The sequence below is a fragment of the Pseudomonas sp. NBB genome, from assembly GCF_032701105.1.
GTDB lineage: Bacteria > Pseudomonadota > Gammaproteobacteria > Pseudomonadales > Pseudomonadaceae > Aquipseudomonas > Aquipseudomonas asiatica.
In genome coordinates this window covers 633397-650450 of the sequence record NZ_CP103994.1, presented here as the reverse complement: position 1 = coordinate 650450, position 17054 = coordinate 633397, and the positions used below count along the sequence as shown (strand labels likewise).

10 protein-coding genes are annotated in these 17054 nt (G+C 64.1%); 4 read left to right on the top strand and 6 right to left on the bottom strand.

The window, feature by feature from the left end:
- Positions 1–150: 150 nt before the first annotated feature.
- Positions 151–5052, bottom strand: a complete 4902-nt coding sequence (locus NY023_RS02910; RefSeq protein WP_013970719.1) for an alpha-2-macroglobulin family protein — start codon at positions 5050–5052, stop codon at positions 151–153.
- A 247-nt stretch (positions 5053–5299) separates the two neighbouring features.
- Here NY023_RS02910 and NY023_RS02905 point away from each other — a divergent pair, with 247 nt between their 5' ends.
- A complete protein-coding gene (locus tag NY023_RS02905; protein WP_013970718.1) occupies positions 5300–6637 on the top strand; it encodes an MATE family efflux transporter in 1338 nt (445 codons plus the stop codon).
- Positions 6638–6730: 93 nt separating this feature from the next.
- Here NY023_RS02905 and NY023_RS02900 read toward each other — a convergent pair whose 3' ends face one another.
- From NY023_RS02900 to NY023_RS02880, 5 genes are all read right to left on the bottom strand, one after another.
- Complete coding sequence (locus NY023_RS02900) at positions 6731–7186, bottom strand: REP-associated tyrosine transposase (protein WP_023662678.1); 456 nt, start codon at positions 7184–7186, stop codon at positions 6731–6733.
- A 150-nt stretch (positions 7187–7336) separates the two neighbouring features.
- A complete protein-coding gene (speA, locus tag NY023_RS02895; protein ID WP_013970716.1) occupies positions 7337–9250 on the bottom strand; it encodes an arginine decarboxylase in 1914 nt (637 codons plus the stop codon).
- Positions 9251–9401: 151 nt separating this feature from the next.
- Positions 9402–9773 carry a translation initiation factor Sui1 gene (locus NY023_RS02890; RefSeq protein ID WP_003257057.1) on the bottom strand — a complete coding sequence of 124 codons (372 nt, stop codon included), beginning with the start codon at positions 9771–9773 and terminating at the stop codon, positions 9402–9404.
- A 298-nt stretch (positions 9774–10071) separates the two neighbouring features.
- The gene (locus NY023_RS02885; RefSeq protein ID WP_024086195.1) at positions 10072–10608 is read right to left on the bottom strand and encodes an NUDIX hydrolase; all 537 of its coding nucleotides are present in this window, start codon (positions 10606–10608) and stop codon (positions 10072–10074) included.
- 2 nt (positions 10609–10610) lie between these two features.
- Positions 10611–11678: a DUF2333 family protein gene (locus tag NY023_RS02880; RefSeq protein ID WP_013970713.1), complete on the bottom strand. Its 1068-nt coding sequence runs from the start codon at positions 11676–11678 to the stop codon at positions 10611–10613.
- 248 nt (positions 11679–11926) lie between these two features.
- Between NY023_RS02880 and NY023_RS02875 the strand changes: the two genes are divergently transcribed.
- The 3 genes from NY023_RS02875 to NY023_RS02865 all read left to right on the top strand — a co-directional run bounded on the left by NY023_RS02875 (position 11927) and on the right by NY023_RS02865 (position 16792).
- The gene (locus tag NY023_RS02875; protein ID WP_013970712.1) at positions 11927–13285 is read left to right on the top strand and encodes a diguanylate cyclase; all 1359 of its coding nucleotides are present in this window, start codon (positions 11927–11929) and stop codon (positions 13283–13285) included.
- Positions 13286–13527: 242 nt separating this feature from the next.
- Complete coding sequence (locus tag NY023_RS02870; RefSeq protein ID WP_038408615.1) at positions 13528–15489, top strand: methyl-accepting chemotaxis protein; 1962 nt, start codon at positions 13528–13530, stop codon at positions 15487–15489.
- A 55-nt stretch (positions 15490–15544) separates the two neighbouring features.
- The gene (locus NY023_RS02865; protein WP_013970710.1) at positions 15545–16792 is read left to right on the top strand and encodes an IS256 family transposase; all 1248 of its coding nucleotides are present in this window, start codon (positions 15545–15547) and stop codon (positions 16790–16792) included.
- The last annotated feature ends 262 nt before the right edge of the window (positions 16793–17054 follow it).

The window sequence follows — 17054 nt, the reverse complement described above, 5'->3', positions numbered from 1 at the left end:
CCGGCGCAGACCTGTGGGAGCGGCCTTGTGTCGCGAAAGGGCTGCGCAGCAGCCCCAGGATCTCAGCTCCGCCGCTTGAAATGCCGGGGCCGCTTTGCGGCCCTTTCGCGACACAAGGCCGCTCCCACATAGTACGCGCAAGGCAGGTGCTTAGCGGGCTTTTACGGTCATCTCCCCTTGCCCATCCCCCACAGCCTGCAGGTTTGGCCGGTACATCGATTCGACCTGCGGCGACGGCACGCGGTAGGTGCCCGGGGTCACCGCCCGAGCCAGGTACAGCAGGTGGGTGGTGCCATAGCTGTCCAGCTTGAGTGCGGCGACGTAACGATCATCGCGATACTCCTGGTGCACCACGCTGGCATTCTGCATCGATTCGCGCCATTCCTTCACCGCACTGCTGGCGTTTTCCAGGCTGGCGGCACTTTGCGCCAGGTTCTGGTTTTCCAGCTCCAGGCCCGCCGGTAACAAGTCCACCACCAGCGCATCCGGCACCCGGTCTTCAGCCTTGAGCGCCAGGTGCACCAGCACCAGGTCTCCGCTGCGCAGGTTATGCAGATCCAACGGCTGACCATTCATGCCCAGGTACTCACGGCGGATCTGCATGCCGTTGCCAACGGCCGCAGGCGCCTGGCGTGGGTAACCCGACAAGGTCAGTTGCTGGTACAGCGTCTCGCTGCCTTGGTTCTGCACACTAAGCGGCGAAGCCAGCAACGGGCCTTCGAGCTTCATGCCAGACTCGGCATTGTTGAACTCGCGCACTTCGCCCGCGCTGTCCAGGCGCGCCTGCCACTGGCCTTCCGGTTTGCCCAGCAGGCCACGGCCGGCCAGGAACAGCGCATTGCGCTCCTGGGTCGACAGCCAGCGGTTGGCCGCCAGCTCATCCGACAGGGCGAACAGGCGCTGGTCGACCTGGCGGCTGGCCAGGTTGTTTTCCTGCAGCAGCGCCAGGATCAGTGCCTGGTCGCGCAGGGCGCTACCATAGTCGGCCATCCAGCCTTTACCGCGGCTGATGCCCAGGCCTGCCTGCAGGGCCTGCTCGGCACGCGGCTTGTCGCCCATCTTGTCCAGCGCCACCGCCAGTTGCACCAGTGGCAGGCCAGAGCGGGCGTCGGCGCGGCGTTCGAACAAGCCGCGCAGTGCCCCCAGAGGCGCCTGCTGGCTGCGCGACAGCACCAATGCCGCATAGGCCTGCACGGCGAAGCGGGTGTGTTCGGCGTTCTCGCTGTAGTCGACTTCGATCAGGTTGCGCTCCTGCAGGTAGCGCAGCAGGCGCTCGCTGGCCTTCTTCAGCGCTTCGGCCGGCACACCATAGCCTTGGTCACGGGCGCGCAGCAGGAAGTCGGTGACATAGGCGGTCAGCCAGTATTCTTCTTCGCTGTCCGAGCTCCACAGGCCGAAGCTGCCGTTGTAGCGCTGCATGCCCAGCAGGTGCTCGATACCCATCTCGATGTTGCGCTTGCGCACATCGGCTGGCTCGCCCTTGATGCCCAGGCGCTTGAGGCTGTCGGCATCGGCGTACAGCGACGGGTAGAGGCCGCTGGTGGTCTGCTCCAGGCAACCGTAGGGGTAGGCTTCGAGGGCACGGATCTGCTCGGCCAGGTTCAGCGGTGGCCGGCTCGACAAGGCCAGGCTGGCTTCAAGCCCGGCGGGTTCGAAGGCGGCCAGGTCTGCTTCAGGCAGGGTCCATGGCTGGTCCTTCAAGGCCACGCGGTAGTGCTTGAGCATCGCCGGGTAAGCCGGGCGCACGCCCAGCGTCCACTCGCGCTCGAACGCGCCGGTCGGCTCGTTCGGCAGCTGCAGGCCAGTGACCCGCACATGCACCTTGCCCTGCCCCAGGCCACCTTGGGCCTGGACCGGGATCAACAGCGTCGAGCGCTGGCCTTCAGCCAGGGCAACGTTCTGCACGGCGTTGGCCGCCAGGCTCAGCTGCCCTTCGGTGCTGATTTCAACGTTCAGTTGCTGGGCACGACCCGACAGGTTGGCCAGGTCCAGCGCCAGGCTGGTACGGTCGCCACCGGCCAGGAAACGCGGCGCCGAGAGTTCGGCGATCAAGGGCGCGGCGACCACGGTCTTGCCTTCGGCCATGCCGAAGTGTTCGTCGGTCCAGGCCTGGGCCATCAGCCGCAGTTCGCCATTGAAGTCGGGGATATCGACCGTGGCCAGGCCCTCGCCCTTGTCGTCCAGGGTCACCGGCAGGCTCTGCTGGGCGACGATGGTCACCGTGGTGTTGGGGCGCTTGCCACCCTTGGCCATCGCCGCGTCACCACCAAATGCCAGGCTGGCCAGGCGGCCTTGGCCGGCTTCGATCAACTGGCCGTAGATATCCAGCTGGTCAGCACCATAGGCCTTGCGCCCGAACAGGCTGGCGAACGGGTCGGGGGTCTTGAAGTCGGTGATGTTGAGGATGCCCACGTCCACCGCCGACAACAGCACATGCACCTGTTCAGGCACACTGCCATCGGCATTTGCAGCCTTGACCTTCACGGTCAGCGGCTGTTTCGGGCGCATTTTCTCCGGCGCCTGCAGGCTCACCGCCAGCTTGCGTTCGGCGCGGTTCAGCGGCAGGTGCAGCACGCCCACCGCGCGTTTCGGCGTGGCGTTGGCCTTGCGCTCACCCGGGCGGATCACCAGCGCGCTGATGTACAGGTCATGGCGGGCCCACTGCTTGTCCAGCTGCACGTCGAACGTCTTGCCCTCGGCGGGCACGTCGATCTCCTGCCACCACAGCGGGCCATCGCTGGACTCGATCATCAGGTAGCCACTGCCGGCTGCGGGCGGGGTGACGGTGACCTTGGCGGTAGCGCCGTCGGCGTAGGCCGGTTTGTCCAGCGCCAGCTTGACCTGGTCCGGCCGCACCGCTCCGCCCTCGGCGTTGTCCTGGGCGCGGTAGCCAGCCCAGAAGCGCGCGCTGGACACAAGGCCCGTCTCCGGGTCCTCCACCTCGACACGGTACGGGCCCCATTCCACCTGGAAGCTCAGCTTGGCCGTGGAGCCGGCCTTGACGCTGACGGTCTCTTCGCTCTGGGTGAGGAACTTCTCGTTGTAGGCGTAGCTCCAGCCATCGCTCTGCGAGTAGTTCCAGTAGTAGTCGCGGCGCTCGCGTACCAGCCGCACCTTGAGGTCGTTGGCCGCCAGCTTCTTGCCGTTGCGGTCGGCCACCAGGAACTCGAACTCCACCGGCCCGTCACTGTCGGTTTCCTCGCCGTCGAACAGGCCACGCAGGCCCGGCAGGCGCTCGGCCGGCCAGATGGGTTGTTCCAGGCGCCGGGTGATCGGCCGGCCACCGGACTCCTGCAGGCTGGCCTGCACGGTCAGTTGCAGCGGCGAGCGGGCTTCGGCCCAGCGGCTTTCGATATCGACCACGGCCTTGCCGGCCTGGTCGAGGGTGACTTCGTCCAGCTCCAGGTCCTGGTTCAGCTCGGTTTCGGTGACCGAGCCGAACTGGTAGCCAGGCAGCGCCGGTACCGCCTCGCGCAGTGGGCGAACATAGGCCTGGCCGCTCAGGCGGTTGCCGGCAGCCGGGGCGCCGTAAAGGTAACGGCCATTGACCTGGATGCGCGCATCCTGATCCGGAGACAACGGTTTGCTGCTGCCCTTGAGTTCCAGCGCCAGGCGCTCGGGCAGGAAGTCTTCGACGAGAAATTCATACACCTGCTTGCGCCCGCCGCCCAGGTCGAGCAGCAGTTGCCAGCGGCCGGTCGGGGCCTCGCTGGCCAGCTGCAACTGGTACTGGTACAAGCCATTGCTGTCGGCTTCCCAGACGAACTTGCGGCTGACCTGCTCATCCGGGCGACGCACTTCCACGCTCACTGGCTGCGCCTTGACCGGCTTGCCGTCCTGGTCGCGCAGCAGGCCGTTGAGCAACACCGTTTCCCCGGGGCGATACAGGTCACGCGGGCCGAAGATGAAGAACTGCAGCGGGTTGGCCTGCGGGCCGGTGATGTCGAACTCGGCCAGGTCCAGCGCCGCGCTGCTCAGGCGCAGCAGGGTGGTGTGCACGCCCTGGGTGGCGATCAGGGTGTCGGCCTTGGGCGTGATCGGCAGCTGGGCGTGGCCATCGCTATCGGTGCTGGCCTGGGCCAGCAGCTTGCCCTTGTCGTCATGGATTTCCAGGTTGACGCCGTTCATCGCCTTGCCACCTTCCAGGGCCTGGGCGAACACATCGAGGCGGTCGCGGTAGCGGTGCGCGGACACACCGATGTCGCTGAGGGTGAACAGCGTCGCTGGTTGCGAGTAGTCGTAGGTGCCCGAGGCACGCATCACCGCCAGGTACACGCCTGGCTCCTGCAGCGGCTTGATGCCGGCGATCGGCAGCAGCACGGTCTCGCGGGTGTTGCGTGCGGGGTTGAGGTCGAAGCGGCCGCTGTAGACCAGCTCGGCCATGTCCAGGGTTTCCTTGGACTGGTAGTAGTACAGGCTGCTGTTGCGCCCCCAGTTGACCAGAAAGGTCGAGAGCATGTCCGGCTTCACGCGGAAGAACTCGACATCGACCTTGTCGACGTTGAGGGCGATCACCGGCAGACCCTCGGCCAGGCGCGTGGGCAGCAGCGAACCGCGGCTGGCGAAGCCGATGGTCGGCTGCATGTCGCGGGTTTCCAGGCGGCTGATCGACTCGCTGTCCAGTTGCTTGCCATTGACCGCCAGCAGGCCCTTGTCGACGGTCAGCACCAGCTTGCGCTGCGGCTCCAGATGGCGCAGACGCAGCTCCATCTGGTTGTCGGAGAGCTCCCAGGCGCCGTCGAGCTTGCCTTTGACGGTGTCGACCAGGTGCACTTTGCTGGCGAAGTCCTGTTTGGCATCCAGCGGCGCGGAGAAGCTGATCGACAGCGTCGCGGCGCCATCGAGCTGCACTTCGGAAACATCCAGCACCGTCAGCTCGCGGCCCTCGTAGCGTTTTCCGAGTTCGGCCTGGTCTTCGCGTTGGGGTGCCGGGGTGGCGACGGGCGCTGTGGCCGCCGGCTTTTCGGATGGCGCCGGCTTGTCCGGCGTCGAAGAGTCACAGGCACTGAGCAAAGCCAGCGCGCAGGCCAGCAACAATCCTTTGTTGAACATGGAGTAGAACTCTTTGGCAGCGTGTACGTGAGGGCAGCAACTATAGCGCAACTATGGTCGCGCGAATTGGCTGCATGGCCGGTACACTGCTGGCAATTTAGAAAAGCGGGGGCGCTTTGCGCCCCTTTCGCGACGCAAGGCCGCTCCCACAGGTACTGCACAGGCTTCGGTTTACACGATTCTTGTGGGAGCGGCCTTGTGTCGCGAAAGGGCTGCGCAGCAGCCCCAAGATTCCCCAGGACACCCGATGACCTCACTGACCACCGACTGGCAGCACCGCCCCACCCACCACAAGGTCTGGGCCCTGGCCGCGCCGATGATCCTGTCCAACATCTCCGTGCCGCTGGTAGCCCTGGTCGACAGCACGGTCATCGGCCACCTCCCCCACGCCCACCAGTTGGGTGCCGTAGCCGTGGGCGCCACGCTGTTCACCTTCATGGTTGGCCTGATGGGCTTCCTGCGCATGGGCTCCACCGGCTTCGCCGCCCAGGCCGCCGGCCGTGGCGACGGTGCAGCGTTGCGCCAGGTACTGGTACAAGGGCTGTTGCTGGCGGTCGGCTTCGCCCTGCTGATCGGCCTGCTGGCCCTGCCCTTCAGCCAGCTGGCGCTGCACGCGATGCAGCCCAGCGCGGCCCTGCAGCAAGCCACCGAAGACTTCTTCCATACCCGCCTGCTCGGCCTGCCCGCGGCACTGGCCAGCTACGCCCTGGTCGGCTGGTTCCTCGGCACCCAGAACGCCAGGGCGCCACTGGCCATCCTGCTGACCACCAACCTGCTGAACATCGCCTTGAACCTGTGGTTCGTGCTTGGCCTGGACTGGGGCGTGCTGGGTTCGGCGCGGGCGTCGGTGATCGCCGAATGGAGCGCCGCCCTGCTCGGCCTGGCCCTGACCCGCCCGGCCCTGCGCGCCTACCCGGGGCAGATCGTGTGGGCGGCGCTCAAGCGCTGGCAGGCCTGGCGGCCGCTGCTGGCGGTGAACCGCGACATCTTCCTGCGCAGCCTGGCGCTGCAACTGGTGTTCCTGCTGATCACCGTGCAAGGCGCTCGTCTGGGCGAAGCCACCGTGGCGGCCAATGCCCTGCTGCTCAACGGCCTGCTGCTGACTGCCTATGCGCTTGACGGGTTGGCGCACGCGGTAGAGGCCCTGTGCGGCCATGCCATTGGCGCCCGCGACCGCGACACATTGCGCCGCTCGCTGGTGGTGGCCTGTGGCTGGTCGCTGATCACCAGCCTGGGGTTTGCCGGGTTGTTCCTGCTGGGCGGGCACCTGTTCATCGATTTGCAGACCGACATCGAGAGTGTGCGGGCAGCGGCTTATCCGTACCTGCCGTACCTGGCATTGCTGCCATTGATTGCGGTGTGGAGCTATTTGCTGGATGGCTTGTTCATAGGCGCGACACGGGCGCGGGAGATGCGTAATGCGATGTTGGTGTCGGTGGTGATTGCGCTGCCCTTGGGGGTGCTCATGAGTGCGTTTGGCAACCATGGGTTGTGGTTGGCGTTTCTCGGGTTCATGGGGTTGCGGGCGGTGACATTGGGGTGGGTGGGGTGGAGGTTGCAGGAAAAAGGGCTTTGGGTTCAGTAATGCCGGGGCCGCTCCCACATTGATCGGCGTACGCAGGACTTTGTGGGAGCGGCCTTGTGTCGCGAAATGAGGGCGAAGCCCTCACCTGCGGATTCACAGCCACACACAATCCCAATGTGGATAATCACCAGCCCGCCGCACCAGGCCAGCCCGAATGGGATTGGCGATGATGTAGCGCGCCACTGCCCTCACATCCTCCTCGCGGCGCAAAGCCCGATCATGAAAGCTGGTCTGCCAGATATGCCGCCTTTCAGCCCCCACCTTGTACAGCGCACAACTGCTTCTGGACTTGAACTCGCACATCAGCCTACCCAGGCTCGACGGCCCAAGCTCGAGAAGCCAGTGAAGATGATCCGGCATCAAGACCCACGCCAGAGATCGACACGCCTTGCGCTCTTCGCTGAGCCGCAATTGCTGGATAACTGTTCTGGCGAACAAGAAGTCTTTGAACAACGGTGTTCGGTTGCGAGTGGTCGTGGTGAGCAGGTAGAGACGCCCTGGTTCGGACACTCGGCCACTACGTAAACGATGGGAGCCGGGACTTTCCATGTCGTCCTCCTTTGAACATTGCATTCAAAGGTAGCGGCGCTGATGCGATAGGCGAGGACTGGACCATTACCAGGTATGACGCGGTGAGGGCTTCGCCCTCATATCGCGACGCAAGGCCGCTCCCACAAAAAAGCGGGAGCGGCCTGGCAATCACGAGGACAGGTACGAAGACCGGGTCAACCCAAGGCGCAACGCATCCAGGTACTGAGTCCGCTCCCGCGCAGTGATCTTGGCGCTGGCCACCTTGTCACGGTAATGCGTCATCAACTCCTCCGGCGACAGGTGCACATAGCGCAGCATGTCTTCGATGGTGTCGTGGGTCTCGATACCGGCGTGGTACACGCTACCGTCGGCGTTCTGGTAGATGTTCACCGAGTCGGTGTCACCGAACAGGTTGTGCATGTCACCGAGGATTTCCTGGTAGGCACCAACCAGGAACACACCCAGCAAGTAGTCCTCGCCCTCCTTCACCGCATGCACCGGCATGCTGGTCTCGATGCTCTGCTCGTCGACGTACTGGTTGATCTTGCCGTCGGAGTCGCAGGTCAGGTCCTGCAGCACGGCACGACGCATCGGCTCTTCGTCCAGGCGGTGCAGCGGGATGATCGGCAGTACCTGGCCGATGGCCCAGGTGTCCGGCAGGCTCTGGAACACCGAGAAGTTGCAGATGTACTTGTCGGCCAGCTTGTCGTTCAGCTCGTCCAGCACTTGGCGGTGCGAGCGCTGGCGGGCTTTCAGCGAGTTGTGCAGGCGGCGGCACACGGCAAAGTAGCACTGTTCGGCCAGGGCCTTCTCGGCCAGGCTGATCTTGCCATCGGCATACTGCGCAGCCACGTCACCCATGTAGTGGGTGGCGCGCCAGTAGGTCTCGGTCACCATCTCGATATCGGTCGGGCCGAGCAGGTCGACCAGCCACTGCACGGTCTCGGGCAGGGCTTCCTTGTTCTCGATGGTCGGCACGTCGTCGTTGTGCTTCTCGACGTCGGTCACCTGGATCACCAGCATGGCGTGGTGGGCGGTCAGCGAACGGCCGCTCTCGGAGAAGATGTGCGGGTGCGGCAGGCCCTGCGCGTCGCAGAATTCCTTGAGCATGCCCACAACAACGCCGGCGTAGTCGTCCATGTCGTAGTTGATCGAGCTGGCATTGCGCGAGTGGGTACCGTCGTAGTCCACGCCCAGACCACCGCCAACGTCGATATGGTCGACCGGCAGGCCCAGCGCACGCAGCTCACCGTAGTAACGGATGGCTTCCTTGAAGCCGTGTTGGTAGTCCGCCAGGTTGGCGATCTGCGAGCCCATGTGGAAGTGAAGCAGGCGGATACCTTGGTCCAGGCCGGCATCGCGGAAGCGCTGTACCACCGAAATCAGCTGGGCGGCGGACAAGCCGAACTTGGACTTCTCGCCACCGGTGTCGGCCCACTTGCTCGAGGCCAGCGACGACAGGCGCACGCGCAGGCCGACTTGCGGCTTGACCTTGAGCTCGGCGGCCTCGTCGATCACCAGGGCCACTTCCGACTCTTTCTCGATGACGATGAACACGTTGTGGCCGAGCTTCTGGCCCATCAGCGCCAGGCGGATGAACTCGCGGTCCTTGTAGCCGTTGCAGACGATGGTGCCACCCTTCGGCGCCAGCGCCAGCACTGCCAGCAGCTCAGGCTTGGAGCCGGCTTCCAGGCCAATGGAGACGTTCTGCGTAGCGATGATGTTTTCCACCACCGCTTCCTGCTGGTTGACCTTGATCGGGTACAGCGCGGTGTACTTGCTCTGGTATTCCAGGCGCGCGATGTTGGCATCGAAGGCGCCGGTCAGCTGGCGCACGCGGTCTTGCAGAATGTCGGGGAAGCGCACCAGCAATGGCAGCGACAGGCCGCTCTGGCGCAATTCGTCGACCTGTTCGAACAGGTCGATCGGTGCGCTTTTTGGGCCGTTGGGGCGTACTTCGACGCGCCCGGCTTCATTGATGGCGAAATAACCAGCGCCCCAATGGCGGATGCCATAAACACTGCGGCTGTCGGCCACGGTCCATTGGCTACCATCGTCTTTGCGTGTGCGTCGTACGGACATTCAAGTCCCCTATAGATAAGTCGAAGACACTGCCCCGCAAGGAGGCGGGCGCAGTGTAAAAGCCGAAAATGACGATTCGTCCGTGCCCTGGATAGACCCTGGTCACGGCAACGAGTTTAGAAAGCACTGGGCAAAAAATCGCGTGGCCGCATCAGCCGCCGGATTTTTTCGCCTTGAAGCCCTGCTTGGTCAGCTCACCGATCAGCAGTTCGACATGGTCGCCCTGGATTTCGATGACCCCATCCTTCAGGGCGCCACCGGTACCGCAGCGGCGCTTGAGGGTAGAGGCCAGCTCCTTGAGCTGATCGAGCGGCAGCGGCACGCCGGTGACGGTGGTCACGGTCTTGCCGCCGCGGCCCTTGCTTTCGCGGCGCACACGGGCAATGCCATCGCCTTCGGGGATGACCTGCTGCTTGCAGGTACAGGCATCCACCGGCTGGCTACAGTCGGGGCAGTGCCGACCGGTGTCGGTGGAGTAAACGAGACCGCCAAGGGCGGCGAAGGAAGAAGCTTTCTTGGCCACTTTTGTTCCTCTGTGCTGAGGACAAAAACTGGTCGGCCCCAGGGGGTTGAGCCCGACCGCGAAGCCCCACTCTGGCAGGGGCGGCGCTACTGCCACAAGACCTGCGGCAGCCCGAAAAGGGCGCGCAGTGTAACGATAAATCCCGCTGTTGCTAAGTACCGGAATGCGGCATTTTGCGAATGTTTTGCGACCCCCTCGCGGGTAAACCCGCTCCCACAGGTACTGCGCAGGTTTCACGACCTGTGAAATCCCTGTGGGAGCGGGTTTACCCGCGAAGGGGCCCGCATGGGCCACGCATCTATTTGAGGCTGGCTTTATAGCGCTGCAACGCCGCCAACGAGTCCGGGCAATACGGCTTCGTCAGGCTTTCTTGCTCAGCCTGCTCCAGGCCAATGAACCGCGCCTCGATCACCTCTTCCGGCTGTAACCGCAATGGCGCATCCGACACCGCCGAATACACCGCACACCACAAGTGGTTATCCGGCTGGTCAAAGTAGAACCGCTCATGAAAACGCAGCTCCACACCGTCGATCCCCAGCTCCTCGGCCAGCTCCCGCGCCGCCGAATCGGCATACGCCTCCCCGGCCGTCACCATGCCGCCTGCCGCCACATCCCAGTAACCCGGGTACAGCGCCTTGCTCAGGGTTCGCCGGTGCACGCACAGCTCACCGGCACTGTTGAACAGCAGAATGAACGTGCAACGCCCTATCAGGCCCCGCTCACGCAGTTCGGCCCGGGGCAAGGCACCCAGCACCCGGTCGGCTTCGTCCACCCAGGTGACCAGTTCTCGGTCGGAAGCCGCCCGGTGGGCGGCCTCGTTCGGGCTGATCGCCATCATCAACCCTGCGACAGCAGCTGACGCAGGTCGATGACCGCCGCGTTGGCCCGGGAAATGTAGTTGGCCATGACCAGTGAGTGGTTGGCCCACATGCCGAAGCCGCTGCCGTTGAGCACCATCGGGCTCCACAGGGCCTCCTGCGAGGCTTCCAGCTCACGGATGATCTGGCGCACGCTGACCGTGGCGTTCTTCTTCGCCAGCACGTCGGCAAAGTCCACCTCGATGGCGCGCAGCAGGTGCGACAGCGCCCAGGCCTGGCCACGGGCTTCGTAGAACACGTTGTCGATCTGCAGCCATGGGGTTTCCACCAGCTCCTCGTCCACCTGCGGCGCCTGGCCGGCGACCAGCGACTCAGTCTTCAAAGTGGTGTTGAGCTTGACCCGGCCAACGCTGGCCGACAGGCGCTGCGACAGCGAGCCCAGGCGGGTGGCCACGTCACCCAGCCAGTTGTTCAGGTTGTCGGCACGGGTATAGAAGATTGCGCCCTTGTCGCCGGCAGCCAGACGGGTCTGGTAGCGGGTCAGCGACTTGATGCCCTCTTCGAACTCCGACTCGCTCGACGGCAGGATCCAGCTCTTGTTGTCGAAGTTGAAACGCGGCTCGGCCTTGGCCAGGTCGGCGTCTTCGGTCGACTGCGACTGCGAACGGGCGAAGTCCTTGCGCAAGGCACGGGACAGGTCACGCACCTGGACCAGCACGCCATATTCCCAGCTCGGCATGTTGTCCATCCACAGCCCGGGCGGGAAGCGGTCGTTGGAAATGTAGCCACCCGGCTTGTTCAGCAAGGTGCCGGCCACAGTCTTGAGGGTTTCGATAGTGGTGTAGCCCACCACCATCTGCTGGCCGGTACGCTCGGCTGCGGCCTGGGCGTTCTGCTGCACCGGGAACAGCTCCGGCTCCTGGCTCCAGTACCAGCCCAGGCCAATGCACACCAGCAGGTACAACCCGATCAGGGTCCCCAGGGCACGGCTCCAGAGGCCGCCAAGATAGCTACGGGCGGCGGCGCCACGGCCGTCGACACGCTCGCGGGGCTCGGCTTTGGCCTCGCGGTTTTTCCAGTCCAGCATGGCTTTGTCCTTAATCAGTCACGACGGTTCAGGGGCTTGGACCACAGGCCTACGCCAGGGTGCCACGGCAAGCCCGCGTGGCAGCACTATAAAGCAGACACCGCCTTACGCATAAGCGACCAATCGGTCAGCAACTGAATATTCGTTCTGGCCGCTTTGTTGACGCAGGGCACTCACGCACCTGAAAAGAACTGCTAGCATAGAGCCATCATTGCCCCTGCACACCCCAACCTACAAGTAGCCAGGACATGAGCCAAGCAGCCGAGCCGAGCCCGCTGTGCCCCGCCCAACAGCTGACGCGTAGCGGCCTGCGCAAGGACGACCCGCTCGATCAGGTGCTGCTGCCGCCCCTGCGCAAGCCGGTGTACATCCTGCTGCAGGACCACGAGCGCGCCCAGCGCCTGGCCCAGCAACTGGAATTCTTTGGCCTGGTGGTGCAGGCGCTTGCCAGCGCCGCGGCGTTTCAGGCCTCGATCAGCGAATACCCGCCCTCGGCCATCATCATGGATGTCGACTTCAACGGTGCCGGCCAAGGCCTGCTGTTGGCTGCCCAGATGCAGCAGGGGCTGGCCCGACATATACCACTGCTGTTCTTCAGCCATCACGAAACCGACACCCCGACCCGCCTGGCCGCCGTGCGCGCCGGTGGCCAGGACTTCCTCACCGGCACCCTGGAAGCCTCCAGCCTGTTGGAAAAGGTCGAACTGCTGACCAATGCAACCCCGCACGACCCGTTGCGCGTACTGGTCATCGACGACTCACGCACCCAGGCGCTGTACACCGAGCGCGTGCTGGCCAGCGCCGGCATGATCACCCGCAGCCTGACCGACCCGATCCGCACCATGGCCGAGCTGGCTGACTTCCAGCCCGACCTGATCATCCTCGATCTGTACATGCCGGCCTGCACCGGCCCCGAACTGGCCAAGGTGATCCGCCACAGCGACCGTTATGTGAGCGTGCCGATCATCTATCTGTCTGCCGAAGACGACCTGGACAAGCAGCTGGATGCCATGAGCGAAGGCGGTGATGACTTCCTGACCAAACCGTTTCGTTCTCGCCACCTGATCACCACCGTGCGCAACCGCGCCGCTCGCGCCCGGCACCTGAAGGCGCGCATGGTGCGCGACAGCCTGACCGGGTTGTACAACCACACCCACATCCTGCAATTGCTGGAAGACTGCAGCTTCCGCGCCCGTCGCGAGCAGCTGCCGTTGTGCTTTGCCATGCTCGACATCGACCACTTCAAGAAGATCAACGACCGCCACGGCCACCCGATGGGCGACCGGGTGATCAAGAGCCTGGCGCTGTTTCTCAAGCAGCGCTTGCGCAAGACCGATTTCATTGGCCGTTACGGCGGTGAAGAGTTCGCCATTGTGATGCCCAATACCGCGCTGGACGCGGCGCACAAGGTTCTCGACGAAATCCGCAGGCGCTTTGCCGAGATCCTCTACCCGGCGCAGCCACGGGACTTGCAGTGCACCTTCAGTGCAGGGGTGGTGCAGTTGGATGAGGGGCTGGATGCGCTGACCATGGCCAGTGCGGCGGACGAGGCGCTGTATCGGGCCAAGCATGCCGGGCGAAATTGTGTGGTGCGTGTAGAGCCCTGAATCAGGCTTTGCCTGTGCCAGCCTCTTCGCGGCTAAAGCCGCTCCCACAGGTACTCCACCGGACTGAAGGATTGCGCAGTCCCTGTGGGAGCGGCTTTAGCCGCGAAGAGGCCGGCACAGATTAAAATAGAGGCACTGTGCCACTTTTTTATGGCGCCAACCCCCTGCCGTCATCACCCCGTCACAAAATCGCAATAACTTCAGCCACCGACCTCTCCCTCCCCCGCAGGAAGCTCGCGGCTATGCGCCTGAAGTGGCTGACCAATTTCAACACCCTGTTGCTGGTAACCGTGTGTATCGCCTTGGGCGCCACCCTTTGGTGGTCGCAGCGGGCCCTTGAGCGCCCCTACCAGTTGATGGAGCGCTACCTGGGCCTGTCCCAGCAGTTCCAGAACCAGGCGGCCCGCAACATCCAGGCGTACCTGGGCAGCGGCGATGCCCTGCGCCATGCCGCGGCGATGGAGGCCAACCAGCAGTTGCAGGCCGCGCTGGCCGAGTGGCCCAGCGAACTGGCCGACAAACTGCGCCCCAGCCTGGACAGCCTGCAGGCCTTTACCGCCGAGGAGCTGCTGGCCGCCGGCAAGCTGGCTGGTGACCCGCAAGCCCTGCTGCTGCAAGCCGAGCGGGAACTGGGCGCCAACTTCGAACAACTGGCCGGCTACGCCCGCGACAGCGGCAGCGCCGACGCCAACCGCTACCTGGTGCCACTGCTCGACGCCACCGTGCACCTCGGTCGCCTGTCGCTGGCCCGGGACAAGCTGGTCAGCAGCGGTCGCCCCGAGCTGGCTGACGAAGTGGAGCGCGAGCTGCAACTGATCCGTGCCCAGGCCCAGGCGATCGATGCCTTGCCCTTGCTCGGCGTAACCCGTAGCGCCGAGTCCGGTGCCGACGACTTCGCCGCGATGATGGGCCTGGAAACCCAGGCCAGCGCCCAGCAGGAAGACATTGCCGTCGGCCTCAAGCGCGAACTGCAGAGCCTGCTCGGCCGCTACCCGGCCGAACTGCAGCGCACCCGCGAACAGATCGAGCGGCGCGTCGCCCTGGCTGCCAGCACTGGCCAACGCCTGGAGGCCGTGCAACAGGCCATTGCGGCACTGGAGCCCGAGGTACGCGGCCAGCATGCGAAAATTGCCGGCGAAGTGCGCATCATCCAGGGTCTGATGATCGGCCTGATCCTACTTATCGCCCTGCTGATCGACACCTTGCAACGTCGCCTGGCGCGCACCCTGACCGGCCTGGCCCCGGCCCTGTCGCGCTGGGCCGAGGGTGACTTCGCCGAGGCCATCGCCCTGGGCAGGACCAACCGCGAACTGCGCGACATCCAGGAATCGCTCAACCGCCTGCGCCAGTATCTGGTAGAGCTGGTCGGCACCATCCGCCACAACGCCGAGCAGGTGGCTGGCAGCAGCCACGCCCTGGCCGGCATGAGCGCCGCCCTGCATGACGGCGCCGAACGCCAGGCCGGCGACACCGGGCAGATCCGCGATGCTTTGGGTGAACTGGAAGCGACCATCCAGCAAGTAGCCGGCGACGCCAGCGCCGCAGCCGACGCCAGCCGCGATGCCGGGCGTGCAGTGGAGCAGGGCCAGGCGGTGATCGGCCAGAGCCTGTCGGGCTTGCGTGAGTTGGTCGACGAGGTGCAGGGCAACGCCCGCATGATCGAGCAACTGGCGGAGGAGTCGGCCACCATCGGCGGCGTCCTGACAGTGATCCGCTCGATTGCCGAGCAGACCAACCTGCTGGCGCTGAATGCCGCGATCGAAGCGGCCCGCGCCGGTGAGATGGGCCGTGGTTTTGCAGTGGTGGCCGATGAGGTGCGTTCGCTGGCACAGCGCACCACCGGGGCGACCGGCGAGATTCAGGCACTGATCGACCGCTTGCAGCAGGCAGCCAGAAGCTCGGTGGCCGGGATGCGTGCGCAGCTTGAGCATGCCGAGGCCACGGCCAACCAGGCCCAGGCGGCGGACGGGGCGCTGGACGAGATCGTCTGTGCCATTCGCACCATTTCGGACACTGCGGTGCGGATTGCCGATGTCACGGCGCAGCAGAGTGGTGCCGTGAGTGAGATTCGCGACCACAGCGAGCGAATTCATGAGCTGGGTGAGGACAACCTGCAGCGCATTGGCGAGGGGCGCGAGCAAGGCGAGCAGTTGCTGAGTTTGGGGGGTGAACTGAACCGGGCGGTGCGGGCCTTCAGAGTCTAGGTTGAGGGTGTCAGAAATTTTGTGTTCGGGCATAACATGAGTAAGAGGTGCATGTATGCCAACCAAAAAGAAACCCCTGCGTGACCTGCCCAAAATCCCCAAAGAGCTGCTGGAGCAGTTCGGTGAGGGTTTGATGACCGCAGAAGCTATCGAGGATGCCTCTGCGGCGTTCAAAAAGGCCCTGATTGAGCGAGCTCTGCATGCCGAGCTCGGCCACCACCTGGGTTATCCGCCGGGCGCGCAGCGCCCAGAGGATGAAACCAACCAGCGTAACGGTAAGAGTGGCAAGACGGTTTTGACCGGCGATGGCCCTCTTCGTTTGGAAATTCCCCGAGATCGAGACGGCAGCTTTGCACCCATTCTGATCCCTAAGCACGAGCGGCGGTACACCGGCTTCGATGACAAGATCATCGCCATGTACGCCCGAGGCATGACGGTCAGAGAGATCCGAGCCTTTCTGTCCGAGCAGTATGGAACCGACGTTTCGCCCGATTTCATCAGCTCTGTGACAGATGAGGTCATGGAGGAGATTGGCGCGTGGCAACAGCGACCACTGGAGCCGATGTACCCGGTCATTTTCTTCGATGCGCTGCGGGTGAAGATTCGCGAAGAAGGCCTGGTGCGCAACAAGGCCATTTACCTGGCACTGGGCGTTCTACCCGACGGGACGCGCGATATCTTGGGCATCTGGATCGAGAACACCGAGGGTGCGAAGTTCTGGATGAAGGTCTTTAACGATCTCAAGACGCGTGGTGTCGAAGATGTGCTGATTGCTGTGACCGATGGTCTCAAAGGCATGCCAGAGGCCCTCAGCGCCGTGTTTCCAGAGACGACGCTGCAGACGTGCATCGTGCACCTGATCCGCAACAGCCTCGACTTCGCGGCCTGGGACAAGCGGCGGGCTCTGGCCAAGGAGCTGAAGCCGATTTACCAAGCCATCAATGCTGAAGCGGCTGAGCAAGCACTCGATGAATTTGAAAGCGGGCCGTGGGGCGAGAAATATCCAACGGTGGTGGCTGCCTGGAGACGCGCCTGGGATCGAGTGATTCCATTTTTCGTCTTCCCTCCGGCCATCAGGAAGGTGATTTACACTACCAACGCCATCGAGAGCATCAACGCCCAACTACGCAAGGTCATCAAGACTCGCGGGCATTTCCCGAATGATGACGCAGCGACCAAACTGATTTGGCTGGGATTGCGCAACATAACAGCCAATTGGGGAAAACCGGCCCATGATTGGAAAAGCGCGATGAATCAATTTGCGATTCTGTACGGAGATCGGTTCATCAGGCCAACCTGGTGAAAATCAGGGCCTGCCTGGCGGCAGGCCATTACCGGCCCGAACACAAAAAAACTGACAGTCCCTCTAGGTTGGCCTGTGCTGGCCTCTTCGCGGGTAAACCCGCTCCCACAGGGATAGCCTATGCGGACGAGGGGGGAGCGGGTTTACCCGCGAAGAGGCCGGCACAGGCAGCACATGAGCCAGCGGCCATGTGTCGCCCCCGCAACCAGCATGGCCCCAACCCGCACCAACTCCGCTATCATGCCCAGCACGTTCCACCTCG